This window comes from Marinobacter alkalisoli (genome assembly GCF_045449795.1).
GTDB lineage: Bacteria > Pseudomonadota > Gammaproteobacteria > Pseudomonadales > Oleiphilaceae > Marinobacter.
Window position 1 is genome coordinate 160,662 of record NZ_JBJJLB010000006.1, and the last position, 13,344, is coordinate 174,005.

Annotated in this window: 9 protein-coding genes; 7 read left to right on the forward strand and 2 right to left on the reverse strand. The window is 61.8% G+C overall.

Features of this window, described 5'->3' with window-relative positions; genetic code table 11:
- Window positions 1–27: 27 nt before the first annotated feature.
- On the forward strand, window positions 28–2,667 hold the full coding sequence (locus ACJO3M_RS02530) for a GcvT family protein (RefSeq protein WP_406999418.1): 2,640 nt from the start codon (window positions 28–30) through the stop codon (window positions 2,665–2,667).
- A 27-nt stretch (window positions 2,668–2,694) separates the two neighbouring features.
- Here ACJO3M_RS02530 and ACJO3M_RS02535 read toward each other — a convergent pair whose 3' ends face one another.
- Window positions 2,695–4,077 (reverse strand): L-serine ammonia-lyase, encoded by a 1,383-nt coding sequence (locus tag ACJO3M_RS02535; protein WP_406999420.1) that lies wholly within the window; start codon window positions 4,075–4,077, stop codon window positions 2,695–2,697.
- A 249-nt stretch (window positions 4,078–4,326) separates the two neighbouring features.
- Here ACJO3M_RS02535 and gbdR point away from each other — a divergent pair, with 249 nt between their 5' ends.
- Genes gbdR through ACJO3M_RS02565 form a run of 6 tightly spaced genes read left to right on the forward strand, consistent with a single transcriptional unit; the run spans window position 4,327 to window position 11,586 of the window.
- Window positions 4,327–5,493, forward strand: a complete 1,167-nt coding sequence (gbdR, locus tag ACJO3M_RS02540) for a choline metabolism transcriptional regulator GbdR (RefSeq protein ID WP_406999422.1) — start codon at window positions 4,327–4,329, stop codon at window positions 5,491–5,493.
- A gap of 40 nt (window positions 5,494–5,533) precedes the next feature.
- Window positions 5,534–6,070, forward strand: coding sequence for a formate dehydrogenase subunit gamma (locus tag ACJO3M_RS02545; RefSeq protein ID WP_406999424.1), 537 nt, complete (start codon window positions 5,534–5,536; stop codon window positions 6,068–6,070).
- Window positions 6,067–7,644, forward strand: coding sequence for a formate dehydrogenase beta subunit (locus ACJO3M_RS02550; protein ID WP_406999426.1), 1,578 nt, complete (start codon window positions 6,067–6,069; stop codon window positions 7,642–7,644). Before ACJO3M_RS02545 ends, ACJO3M_RS02550 begins: the two co-directional genes overlap by 4 nt.
- Window positions 7,645–7,646: 2 nt before the next feature.
- Window positions 7,647–10,517: a formate dehydrogenase subunit alpha gene (gene fdhF, locus ACJO3M_RS02555; RefSeq protein WP_406999428.1), complete on the forward strand. Its 2,871-nt coding sequence runs from the start codon at window positions 7,647–7,649 to the stop codon at window positions 10,515–10,517.
- Window positions 10,517–11,350 carry a formate dehydrogenase accessory sulfurtransferase FdhD gene (gene fdhD, locus ACJO3M_RS02560; protein ID WP_406999430.1) on the forward strand — a complete coding sequence of 278 codons (834 nt, stop codon included), beginning with the start codon at window positions 10,517–10,519 and terminating at the stop codon, window positions 11,348–11,350. Before fdhF ends, fdhD begins: the two co-directional genes overlap by 1 nt.
- Complete coding sequence (locus ACJO3M_RS02565; RefSeq protein WP_406999432.1) at window positions 11,347–11,586, forward strand: formate dehydrogenase subunit delta; 240 nt, start codon at window positions 11,347–11,349, stop codon at window positions 11,584–11,586. The genes fdhD and ACJO3M_RS02565 overlap by 4 nt, the downstream gene beginning before the upstream one ends.
- Here the strand turns inward: ACJO3M_RS02565 and ACJO3M_RS02570 are convergent.
- Window positions 11,570–13,303: a formate--tetrahydrofolate ligase gene (locus tag ACJO3M_RS02570; RefSeq protein WP_504362674.1), complete on the reverse strand. Its 1,734-nt coding sequence runs from the start codon at window positions 13,301–13,303 to the stop codon at window positions 11,570–11,572. The two genes, ACJO3M_RS02565 and ACJO3M_RS02570, sit on opposite strands and share 17 nt — an antisense overlap.
- Between the last annotated feature and the right edge of the window lie 41 nt (window positions 13,304–13,344).

The window sequence follows — 13,344 nt, forward strand, 5'->3', positions numbered from 1 at the left end:
TAGCAACCTCCCGGAATCGGGGCCACATTGAAGCAAAGCCGTGTCTGGATCGACTGGCGGCAGTTCTGGTATTCCTGGTTGGAAGGGGTAATCGATATGGCACAACTACCGAAAAGCGCAAAAGTCGTGATTATCGGGCAAGGGGGGATTGTTGGCGCCTCGGTGGCCCACCATCTGATCGAACGGGGATGGGACAACATCGTCGGGCTGGAGAAGTCCGCCATTCCCACCGACATCGGTTCCACGTCCCACGCCTCGGATTTCTGCTTCACCACGTCCCACGACAAGCTCAACGTCTACACCACCAAGTACAGCCAGGCGTTTTATGAGAAGCGCGGTAACTACGAGAGATGCGGCGGCATGGAAGTGGCACGCATTGATGACGACGAGCGCATGGACGAACTGCGCCGCAAGGTAGGTTCGGGCAAAGCTTTTGGCACCAACGTCAGCATGATTTCACCGAAAGAGGCCAAGGAGCTGTTCCCGCTGGTGAATGAAAACTGCATCCAGGGCGCCATGTGGGACCCGGATGCCGGGCTGGTGGTACCCCGGTCCCAGAAAGTGGCCGGGGATCTGGTGGAAGAGGCGGTTGCCACCGGCAAACTGCAGGCTTTCCCCTACACACCGGCGATCCGCATTGATGTCCAGGACGGCCAGGTACGCGGCGTGGAAACCCACAAAGGCTACATAGAAACGGAATACGTGGTGCTCTCCATAGGCATTTGGGGGCCATTAATGGCCAACACCGCTTCCTCCCCCCTGCCGTTGATGCCATTGGAACACCCGCTGCTGTTCTTCGGCCCCTACGAGGCACTGAAGGGCACCGGCAAACAGATCGTCTACCCGCTGTTCCGTGACCAGGGTAACTCCGCTTACGTGCGGGACACCGGAGACCCGACCACACCTGAGGGTGGTCACATGGAGTGGGGTTACTATGAGGCGGAAAACCCCCGGCTGGTGTACCCCGGTGCTATCGCCGAGCCCAAAGATGCACGGATGTCTCCATCCATGCGGGATCTGTCGCTGGATCAGGTCATGGATGCCTATGAAAAAGCCATCGAGATGACCCCGATTCTGGGCGAACTGGGCTGGGAAGAGAAACACTCCTTCAACGGTCTGCTATCGGTCACACCGGATGGCGGCTCACTGATGGGGGAATCTCCGGAGGTGCGTAACCTGTGGTTTGGTGAAGCGGTCTGGGTCAAGGATGGCCCGGGCGCCGGCAAGGTTCTGGCGGACTGGATGACCGATGGTCGACCGGAGATGGATCCCCACAGCATCGATATCGCCCGGCACTACCCGCTGCAGAAAACACCAGACTATGTGTACAACCGCTGCTATGAAACCGCGAAGAAGATCTACAACCCGGCGGTCCATCCCCGGGAACCCTACCTGACCGGGCGCCAGATGCGTACCAGCCCCTTCTATCTGCGGGAAGTGGAACTGGGCGGCTATTTCATGGAAGCGGCCGGATGGGAACGGGCCCATGGCTACGCCGCCAACGAAGCAACTCTGCTGGAAAAGTTCCGGGACCGGATACCGGTGCGGGAACACGAATGGGACGCCCGGCATTTCTGGGAAGTCTCCAACGCCGAGCAACTGGAGATGAGTGAATCCGTGGGCATGATCAACCTGTCCCACTTCGCCATCTTCGACATCTCCGGCGATGATGCCGAGGCCCTGCTGGAATACCTTTCCGTGGCCAAGGTGGGAGGCACCACGCCCCACGGAAAAGGCGTATACACTCACTTCCTTGATGACCGGGGCGGCATCCGCTCCGACCTTACCATCATTCGCCGGGGCGATAACGACTACCGGGTTATCTGTGGCGGTGACACCGGCCACCGGGACTATTGCTGGATCACACGAATGGCCCGGTCAAAAGGCCTGGACAATGTTCGCGTTCAGGACCGCACCGATGAGCTTGCCACCCTGGGACTGTGGGGACCCAAAGCGCGGGAGACCCTGGCAAAACTGGTCAGCAACCCGGACGAACTGTCCCACGAGAACTTCCCCTTTGCCACCGCAAGGGAACTGAACGTCCAGGGCGTGCCAGTCTGGGCGTTCCGGATTTCCTATGTGGGAGAGCAGGGCTGGGAGCTCTATTTCCCATTCAGCTATGGCCTGAAGATCTGGGACCTGCTCTACGACGCTGGCGTCACCCCCGTTGGCATCGAAACTTACGCCAACACCCGCCGGCTGGAGAAGAGCCTGCGCCTGCAGAACGTGGATCTGGAGGTGGAATACAACCTGTACGAGGCCGGGCTGGCACGCCCCAAAGTCAAGGAAGCGGACTTCCACGGCAAGGCTGCCTACCAGGAGCAACGGGCCCTGCCACAGCAGGCCGCCTACCTGTGCACCATGACCATGCTGGAGCACCGTGATGCCAACGGCGTCCTACGCTACCCGGTGGGTCAGTGGCCGATCCTGGACCCGCAAACCGGCGAGGTGCTGATCGATAGCCACGGCCGTCGGTCCTACAACACCAGCGTGGTCTGGGGCCCTTCAGTAGGTAAGATCATCCTGCTGGGTTACATTCCCGCCGACTATGCCCAGGAAGGCCGGGAACTCACCCTGGAATACTTCCAGGAGCACTACCCTGTGCGGATTGAAGCGGTGGGCTATCGGGCGCTGTTTGATCCCGACAATGAGCGGGTGAAATCCTGAGGGAGCAACTGATACAAAACCCGGCGGTCAGCATTCAATGATGTTGACCGCCAGCCCGCCTCTGGCGGTTTCCTTGTACTTGTCCAGCATATCGCGGCCGGTCTCGCGCATGGTCACCAGCACCTTGTCCAGCGATACGTAGTGCTTGCCATCACCACGCAGAGCCATAATCGCGGCATCAATGGCTTTCACCGACGCCATGGCATTGCGCTCGATACAGGGTATCTGCACCAGGCCGCCAATCGGGTCACAGGTCATGCCCAGGTGATGCTCCATACCAATTTCCGCGGCATTCTCCACCTGTTCCGGTGAACCACCGGTCGCGGCAGCAAGTCCGGCAGCGGCCATGGCACAGGCAGAACCGACTTCTCCCTGGCACCCTACCTCGGCGCCGGAAATAGAGGCGTTTTCCTTGAACAGGGCGCCGATGGCTCCCGCCGTCAGCATGAACCGGACGACACCGTCGTCACTCGCCTGTGGGCAAAACTCCACATAGTAGTGCAGCACCGCCGGGATAATGCCGGCGGCTCCGTTGGTGGGAGCGGTCACAATCCGGCCACCGGCGGCGTTCTCCTCATTGACCGCCAGAGCGTATAGGTTCACCCAGTCCAGGGCGCTGAGAGAAGGCGAGATCAGATCCACCCGCTCCTTGTCCATCAGCGACCGGTAAAGCGCCGCAGCCCGCCGCCGAACCTTCAGGCCGCCCGGCAACTCGCCCTCGTGTCGGATACCGTTCTGAACGCAGGCACGCATTACCTGCCAGAGCTCAAGAATACCGTCACGGATCTGCTCTGGTGTGCGCCAGGCCTGCTCGTTGGCAAACATGATATCGGCGATGGTCATGTCGTGTTCCCGGCACAGTGCCAGCAGCTCCCGGCCACTGCTGAAAGGATAAGGCAGCCGGGTCGTATCCTCCCGGATTGTCAGCGTGCCGCCCGCATTGCCATCAACGACAAAACCGCCACCCACCGAGTAATAGGTTTTCTCGAGCAGGCTCCGGCCCAGTTCGTCAAAGGCTATGCAGATCATGCCATTGGGATGCCCGGGAAGGGATTTCCGGCGGAAATAGACCAGATCCGTCTTTTCGCGGAACCTCACGGGCCATCGCCCGGCCAGGGCCAGCGTCCCGCAGTGGCGGATACGGTCGAGGCGGTCCGGCATGGTGTCCGGATCGATACCGTCCGGCCGTTCGCCCTCCAGGCCCATCAAAACAGCGGGGCCAGTGCCGTGCCCCTTGCCGGTCGCTCCAAGTGATCCGTACAGGGAGACTTTCAGGCGCCGGACCAACGGTGTCAGCTGTTCGTTCTCCAGAACGCCGACAAACCGACGCGCCGCCTCCATGGGCCCGACTGTGTGGGAACTCGACGGGCCAATCCCCGTCTTGAACAACTCAAACAGACTGATTGCCAATGGACGGACTCCTGCCGTTGTACCTCCCTGAACAGTAACGCCGCCCACCTTTCTCCGCCTGCTTGCAGGCGACACTGGAAGGCTGATTTACGACAGATCGCCAGCCCGGTCAAAATGCAAAAAACGTCGCATATGGAACATTCGGGGGCGGCCGATGTCGGTTGTGGACCATTCACCACCCAAGCCCCACTTTAAAATGAAATTAAGCCGGAACTGATCATTAATTGCACGATCCAAAGGCAACAACTAATGTTCAGGTTGAGGCGGGGAGAATACACCGTGGCCACAGATACAGATTCGCACACAGCCAAGCCAGTTCAAACGCCCTACCGCGTTGGCTTCCTGCTAATCGATAACTTTACCCTGATCGCGTTGGCTACAGCTGTTGAGCCCCTGAGAATGGCCAACCAGTTGGCCGGCACCGAACTGTATTCCTGGAAGCTGCTGACGGCGGAAGGCGAAGCCGCCCGGGCCAGTGACGGCATCACCATGTTGCCGGATGGGTCCATACGTGAAGAGCATGATTTCGATCTGGTTATCGTGGTCGCCGGCGTGGATGTCACCCGCAGCTTCTCGCCCAAGGAAGTCAGCTGGCTGAAACAACTGTCCCGCCGGCACGTGTTGCTGGGGGCCGTGTGTACCGGCGCCTATGTCCTCGCCAGTGCCGGGTTGTTGGATGGTTATTCCTGCAGCGCCCACTGGGAATGCCTGGAAGCCATTCAGGAACGATTCCCCCGGGTACAGACCAACAACCACCTGTTTACCGTTCAGCGCGAGCGCATTACCTGTACCGGCGGCACCGTGCCCATGCATATGATGCTCAGTTTCCTGGCCCGCAGGCATGGCCAGGAACTCAGCAATGCAGTGTCCCACATGTTTGTCTGTGACCGGGTACGTGAAGAGCAGGAGCAACAGCCCATGCCGATGCTTCCCAAGCTGGCCTGCGCACAGCCCAAACTGGCCGAAGCCGCGCAGCTGATGGAAGCCAACATCGAAGAGCCCATCGAATTGCAGGAACTGGCCGACCTGGCCGGGATCTCCCGCCGCCAGCTCGAAAGACTCTTCCTGAAACACCTGGGCTGCACCCCCTCACGTTACTACCTGCGGATTCGACTCAACCGGGCCCGCCGACTGCTGAAACAGACATCCTGCTCCATCGTGGAAATTGCATCGATGTGCGGGTTTGTCTCCGCGACCCATTTCAGCCGCTGCTACCGAAAAGTCATGGGGCGTGCCCCGAAGCATGAACGAATGGAGGTTGCTACCCCGGAAACCACCAACGGTGTCTTAACCGACACCATGCAGAGCCTGCCATCGTCATCGATGCTGGCCCTGCACCGTGCCCGAGTCGAGCCGACTTACGGCATTTTCAGCCCGAAGAATCCGCCACCAAGATCATCCGGGACCATGAACTGACCTTTCCCATGGTCGCTGTCCAGGCAGCGGGAGGCGTCGAATGCAGGAACCGAACTTCAATGATCAGGATGACCGGATCGCTCAACTGATCGAGCAGCACCAGCACCTGCCAGGCGCGCTTCTGCCATTACTGCATGCCGTGCAACAAGCCTTCGGTTATATCCCCCCTACCACTGTGCCCGCCATTGCCGAGGCACTGGCGCTCAGCAGGGCCGAGGTACACGGGGTCATCAGTTTCTATCATGGCTTCCGTTCGCAACCCTGCGGTCGCAACGTCCTTCAGGTTTGTTGTGCGGAGGCGTGCCAGGCCCGGGGCAGCCGGCAACTGGTCGACCATACCCGGCAACAGCTGGGGGTGGATTTTCACCAGACCACGGCGGATGGCGAGATCACCCTGGAGCCGGTGTATTGCCTGGGTAATTGCGCCACTGGCCCCAGCGTCCGCATTGGCGACCGGATTCTGGGCCGGGTGGATCCGGCTGCCATGGATCGCTTGCTGGACGAATTGACGCGAGTGCCCCTGCGATTCCAGCCCCCGGCCCCCGAGACCGGTGACACGAAGCGGGGTGCCCAATGACCCACGTCTATGTGCCCCGAGACACCACCGCCCTGTCACTTGGCGCCGATGCCGTAGCGGATCGACTCGAGCAGGAAATCCAGCACCGAAACCTGTCCGCCCAACTGGTGCGTAACGGCTCCCGTGGCCTGTTCTGGCTGGAACCGCTGATAGAGGTGGACACTCCCCGTGGTCGTGTCGCCTATGGGCCAGCAACGCCAGATGACATTCCCGCACTGCTGGACCAGGGGATGCTCGAAGGTAGCGAAAACCATCCCCTTTGCCAGGGCAACACGGAAGCCATTCCCTATCTTCAGCGCCAGCAACGTCTAACCTTCTCCCGCGTCGGAATCACCGACCCGCTCTCAATCACCGACTATCGGAACCATGACGGGTTCCGCGGGCTGGAACGGGCACTGACATTGACGCCGGAACAGATCGTCGACGAAGTAGAGCTCTCAGGTTTGCGCGGCCGGGGCGGCGCGGCCTTTCCCGCCGGACGAAAATGGCGCACGGTTCTGGAGGCAAATCCGGAACAGCCGGGTCACCCCTGGAGTGGCCACAAATTCATTGTCTGCAATGCCGATGAGGGCGATTCCGGCACCTTCGCCGACCGGCTGCTGATGGAAGGCGATCCCTATGTGCTGATTGAAGGCATGGTGATTGCCGGACTGGCCGTGGGCGCCGATACCGGGTTTATCTACCTGCGCTCGGAATACCCGAATGCCCATCAGATTCTCACCGAAGCCATCGCCCGGGCAGAAGCCGAAGGCTATCTTGGCACCAACCTGCTGGGCAGTGGCCGGATCTTTCACCTGTATATCCGCCTGGGTGCCGAAGCCTACATCTGCGGCGAGGAAACCGCCATGCTCGACAGCCTGGAAGGCAAGCGGGGCATAGTGCGCGCCAAACCACCACTGCCGGCCCATCACGGCGCCTTCGGGCAGCCCACGGTGGTCAACAACGTACTGACCCTGGCCGCCGTGCCGTACATCCTGGCTGAAGGCGGACAGGCCTATGCCGATTACGGCATGGGCCGTTCCCGGGGAACCCAGCCCTTCCAACTGGCGGGCAACCTGGCCCGGGGCGGGCTGGTGGAACTGGCGTTTGGCGTCACCTTGCGCAGCCTGCTGTACGATTTTGGCGGCGGCACCGAGTCGGGTCACCCGTTAAGGGCGGTTCAGGTCGGCGGACCACTCGGCGCCTACCTGCCGGAGAGTCACTGGGATACGCCAATGGATTACGAGGCAATGGCCGATGCCGGCGGCATGGTCGGCCACGGCGGTATCGTTGCCTTTGATGACAGCGTGGACATGGCACAGCAGGCCCGCTTCGCCATGGAGTTCTGCCGGGTGGAATCCTGCGGCAAATGCACACCTTGCCGCATCGGCGCGGTGCGCGGCGTGGAAGTGATCGACCGCATCATCGCCAACCAGGACCGCACCGATAACCTGGCCCTGCTGCAGGATCTCTGCGACACCATGGAAATGGGTTCACTCTGCGCCATGGGCGGCATGACCCCCAACCCGGTACGCAGCGCGCTGCAATATTTCCCGGACGATTTTGCCCGACCAATGGGCAAGGAGGGAGGCTGACCATGCTGCAATATTACGATCCCGCACAAGTAGCCGACATTGATCTTGGCACTCCGCCAGTCATTTCAGACACCGAGGTACAGCTGACCATCGATGGCGTCACGGTTACCGTGCCCGCCGGCACTTCGGTGATGCGGGCGGCGGCGCTGATCGAGCACCGTATTCCCAAACTCTGCGCCAGCGATAACCTGGAAGCCTTCGGTTCCTGCCGCCTGTGCATGGTGGCCATCGAGGGCCGGCGAGGCTACCCCGCCGCCTGCACCACGCCAGTGGAAGACGGCATGGAAGTCCAGACCCAGACACCGGAACTGGCCCGCCTGCGCCGTAACGTGATGGAACTGTATATCTCCGACCATCCCCTGGACTGCCTGACCTGCTCCGCCAACGGCAACTGCGAGTTGCAGGACATGGCCGGCGCGGTGGGGTTGCGGGAGGTTCGATACGGCTACGCCGGCGACAACCACCTGGACGCACAAACAGATACGTCCAATCCGTATTTCAGCTTTGATCCCAGCAAGTGCATTGTCTGTTCCCGCTGTGTCCGGGCCTGCGAGGAAGTCCAGGGCACCTTTGCATTGACCATCCAGGGGCGTGGTTTCGATTCCACCGTGGCCGCCAGCCAGGATGATCCCTTTGTCGATTCCGAATGCGTCTCCTGCGGCGCCTGTGTCCAGGCCTGCCCCACTGCGACCCTGATGGAAAACAGCGTCATCGAGATCGGCCAGCCCGATCGCAGTGTAGTGACCACCTGCGCCTACTGCGGTGTAGGTTGCTCGTTCCGGGCCGAGATGAAAGGCAACGAACTGGTGCGCATGGTGCCCCACAAGAATGGCCACGCCAACCACGGCCACTCCTGCGTTAAAGGCCGCTTTGCCTTTGGCTACGCCACCCACCCGGACCGCATTACCACCCCGATGATCCGCGACAGCATCCACGAACCCTGGCGCGCCGTGGACTGGGACGAGGCCATCGGCTTCGCCGCCAGCCGCCTGCGGGATATCCAGGCCCGCCATGGCCGTGACAGTATTGGGGGCATTACCTCATCCCGCTGCACCAACGAGGAAACCTATCTGGTGCAGAAACTGGTGCGCACGGCCTTCGGCAACAACAACACCGACACCTGCGCCCGGGTCTGCCACTCCCCCACCGGTTATGGCCTGAAAATGACCCTGGGCGAGTCTGCCGGCACCCAGACCTTTGATTCGGTGATGCACGCCGATGTAATCCTGGTGATCGGTGCCAACCCCACCGACGCCCATCCGGTGTTTGCCTCCCAGTTGCGCCGCCGCCTGCGTCAGGGCGCCAGGCTGATCGTCGCCGATCCCCGCTCCATTGATCTGCTGAGAACGGTCCATGCTGACGAGGGGCTTCACCTACCATTGCGACCCGGCACCAATGTGGCACTGATCAATGCCCTGGCCCATGTGGTGGTCACCGAGGGCCTGGAAGATCAGGACTTCATCAAACGACGCTGCGAGCCCGATACCTACGCTGCATGGCGGGCCTTCATCACCGATCCGCGACATGCCCCGGAAGCAACCGAATCAGTCACCGGCGTACCCGCCGAGCAGGTACGGGAAGCAGCGCGACTCTTCGGCAAAGCCGGCAATGCCGCCATCTACTACGGCCTGGGGGTCTCCGAACACAGCCAGGGTTCTACCATGGTCATGGGCATTGCCAACCTGGCCATGGCCACCGGCAACCTTGGCCGGGAAGGCGTCGGCGTGAATCCCCTGCGTGGTCAGAACAACGTCCAGGGCTCCTGTGACATGGGCTCCTTCCCCCACGAGCTGCCAGGCTACCAACACGTTGCGGTGGACGAGCTGCGCGAGCCTTTTGAACAGGCCTGGGGCGTCACCATCGGCCGCGAGGCGGGGCTGCGCATTCCCAACATGCTGGATGCGGCGGTGGATGGCAGTTTCAAGGGGCTGTACGTGCAGGGCGAAGACATCGCCCAGTCCGACCCCAACACCCGTCACGTGGAGCATGCGCTGGAGTCACTGGAATGCCTTATCGTCCAGGACCTGTTCCTCAACGAGACCGCCAAGTTCGCCCATGTGCTGCTGCCGGGCTCCTCCTTCCTGGAGAAGGACGGCACCTTCACCAACGCCGAGCGACGGATCAACCGGGTACGCCAGGTGATACCGCCGCTGGCAGGCAAAGCTGACTGGGAAGTCACCCAGGACCTGTCCAATGCCCTGGGCTACCCCATGAACTACAACCACCCCAGTGAAATCATGGACGAAATCGCCCAACTCACGCCGACGTTCCGGGGTGTCAGTTTCGAGAAAATCGACCGCCTCGGCAGCATCCAGTGGCCCTGCAACGACGATTTCCCGGAAGGCACCCCGATCATGCATGTGGCGGAGTTTCCCATTGGCCTCGGGCGGTTCATGCAGACCGACTACGTGCCCACGGACGAGAAGTCCAACAGCCGCTTCCCGTTGCTGCTGACCACCGGGCGCATTCTCAGCCAGTACAACGTGGGCGCCCAGACCCGGCGCACCCAGAACAGCTTCTGGCACCAGGAGGACGTTCTGGACATTCACCCCCAGGATGCGGAGGACCGGGGCATCGCCGACGGCGACTGGACCGGCATCACCAGCCGTGCGGGCAACACCGTATTGCGGGCGCGCACCAGCACCAGGGTTCAGCCCGGCGTGGTCTACACCACCTTTCACCACCCGGTCAGTGGCGCCAACGTGATCACCACGGACAATTCCGACTGGGCCACCAACTGCCCGGAATACAAGGTGACTGCGGTTCAGGTCGAAAAGGTGCACCAGCCGTCCAACTGGCAGAAACGTCACCAGGCTGACGACCGGGAACAGCGGGGCTATCTGGCCGGGACTGCACCGGTCCGGGAGCCATGATGGCGGCACCAAAGCGGGATGAATTGGCCGGTAACGGCTACCAGCCGGTAACCATTCGGGTGCGGGAGCGCCAGGATGACCGCTGGGTACAGCGGACCGTCCCCGACTCGGTATCCCAGGAATGCCCCGTGGCACTGGTGTACAACGGCGTCTCCCATGCGGTGATGATGGCCACCCCCACCGACCTGGAAGACTTTGCCCTGGGGTTCAGCCTGTCCGAGCGCATTGTCACTGAACCAGCCCAGATATTCGAGACCGAGATTGTCGATCACGGCGAACAGGGCATCGAACTGCAGATGCATATCCACGGCGCCTGCGCCAACGCCCTCAAGCTGGCGCAGCGTAACCTGATCGGCCCTACCGGCTGCGGCCTGTGTGGCAAGGTCACCCTGGAGCAGATCCGCCAGCCGTTACCCACACGACAGTCCAGGCCACTGCCCGGTCCTGAACAGGTGCAGACCGCCCTCACCGGCCTCGACCAGCACCAGCGTCTGCAACAACTGACCGGCACCATGCACGCCGCGTGCTGGTGTGACAGCGAAGGGCGAATCCAGTTGTTACGGGAGGATGTCGGGCGGCACAACGCTCTGGACAAGCTGGTTGGCGCTCTCAGGCGTGCGGGCCATGATCGGTGCGATGGTTTTGCCCTGGTGTCCAGCCGTGGAAGCTATGAAATGGTGGCCAAGGCGGCGGAAGCGGATCTCGGCACCCTGGTGACCGTATCCGGCGTAACCGCCATGGCGATCCGCGACGCCCGGCAGGCCGGGCTCAACCTCATCGGATTTGCCCGCCGAGGCCGTCAAGTGATCTATACCTCGGGAGACAGCGCATGACTAAGGAATCTACCACTCACCTGGTGAAGATGATCAACCAGATTGCCGCCAACTGTCCCTTTCAGGGGGACCCGGCGGCGGTCACCGAGGCAACCACTAACCATATCCACAAGTTCTGGGCCCATTCCATGAAGGAGGATATTGTTGCCTATCTGGAGTCCGGTGGCGAAGGTCTGAGCCCTGCGGCCGTGGAGGCCATCAGGGCTCTGGATGCTGACCTCAGGCCAACCCGGTAACCTGCTCGTTCTCATCCAGCGAAATATCCAGCGCCGCCGGACGGCGCGGAAGGCCAGGCATGGTCATGATGTCGCCACAGACGGCCACAACAAATCCGGCGCCGGCAGACAGGCGCACTTCCCGCACCGGCAGCACATGACCGCTTGGGGCACCCCGTAACGACGGATCCGCCGAGAAGCTGTACTGGGTTTTGGCAATGCACACTGGCAGGTGGCCGAAGCCCAGTTGCTCGTACTCTTCAAGCTGACGCTTCGCCGCCGGTGCGAAATCGACACTGGCCGCATCATAGATCCGGGTAGCGACAGTCTCGATTTTCTCCGTCAGGGGGATGTCGTCTTCGTATAGCAGCTGCACCTCCGGTGTGCCTTCGTCCATCTGGTCCAGTACCGCCTGGGCCAGATCCGTCGCTCCTTCTCCTCCCATCGCCCAATGGGTAGCCGTCACCGCACGTACACCCCATTCGGCACTGATGGACTGGATCAGGGCGAGCTCTTCGTCACTGTCCGTTGGAAAGCGATTGATACAGACCACCGGCACCAACCCGAACCGCCGCAGGTTACGGATATGTCGTTCCAGATTCACCGCGCCGGCTCTCAGCGCTTGCAGATCCGGAGTTGCAAGGTCCTTGCGGGGCACACCACCCTGCATCTTCAGGGCGCGCACGGTGCATACCAGTACTGCTGCGTCCGGACGCAGGCCGGTCTGGCGGCACTTGATGTCAATAAACTTCTCTGCGCCCAGGTCGGCGCCGAAGCCCGCCTCGGTGACCACCACATCATTCAGCGCCAGCGCCGCGCGGGTAGCGGTCACCGAATTGCAGCCATGGGCGATGTTGGCGAACGGGCCGCCATGGATGAACACCGGATTGTGCTCCAGACTCTGCACCAGGTTAGGTAGCAACGCCTCCTTTAACAGCACCGTCAATGCCCCTTCCACGCCCAGGTCCCGCGCCGTGACCGGCGACATATCCGGACGCCGGCCGACAATGATATTGCCCAGACGCTGGCGCAGGTCGGGCAGACCATCCGCCAGGCAGAGTATCGCCATGATTTCCGAAGCCACGGTGATATCGAACCCGGTTTCCCGCGGCGTGCCATGGGCTGCGCCGCCCAGGCCACTCACCATGTAACGCAGGGACCGGTCGGTCAGGTCCATCACCCGCCGCCAATAGACATGGCGAGGGTCCAGGCCAACCTCGTTGCCCCAGTGCATGTGATTGTCCAGGATCGATGCCAGCAGGTTGTGGGCGGTGGTAATGGCATGGAAGTCGCCGTTGAAGTGCAGGTTGATGTCCTCCATGGGGATCACCTGGGCGCGGCCGCCGCCCGCAGCCCCGCCCTTCATCCCGAAGCAGGGTCCCAGGGAGGGTTCCCGCAGGCACACAGAGGAGCGCACGCCCAGACAATTAAGTCCATCGTTCAGCCCCACGCTGGTGGTGGTCTTGCCCTCGCCGGCGGGGGTGGGCGTAATGGCCGTCACCATCACCAGCTTGCCCCGGGCCGCCCGTGAGGAGGTATCCACATGGGCCATGTTCAGCTTGGCCTTATAGTGGCCGAAAGGGATCAGGCTGTCGGCCGGCAGGCCCAGACGCTGCTGGGCAAGGAGCAGGATGGACTGCGGCTGTACGGAGCGGGCAATCTCGATATCGGGGGTGCCCGGCGGCAGCCTCTCCGGGGTCGGGATGGTTTTATTGTACTCACTGTATTGAAGACCCACGTTTCTCTCCCCCTATATTGGCTGAAGCTCTCCCCCTATGT

Bases quoted from the DNA above. Each gene is read 5' to 3' on its own strand.
- gbdR (WP_406999422.1), top strand. From the start codon at position 4,327: ATGTTCAGGTTGAGGCGGGGAGAATACACCGTGGCCACAGATACAGAT.
- ACJO3M_RS02545 (WP_406999424.1), top strand. From the start codon at position 5,534: ATGCAGGAACCGAACTTCAATGATCAGGATGACCGGATCGCTCAACTG.
- ACJO3M_RS02550 (WP_406999426.1), top strand. From the start codon at position 6,067: ATGACCCACGTCTATGTGCCCCGAGACACCACCGCCCTGTCACTTGGC.
- fdhF (WP_406999428.1), top strand. From the start codon at position 7,647: ATGCTGCAATATTACGATCCCGCACAAGTAGCCGACATTGATCTTGGC.
- fdhD (WP_406999430.1), top strand. From the start codon at position 10,517: ATGGCGGCACCAAAGCGGGATGAATTGGCCGGTAACGGCTACCAGCCG.
- ACJO3M_RS02565 (WP_406999432.1), top strand. From the start codon at position 11,347: ATGACTAAGGAATCTACCACTCACCTGGTGAAGATGATCAACCAGATT.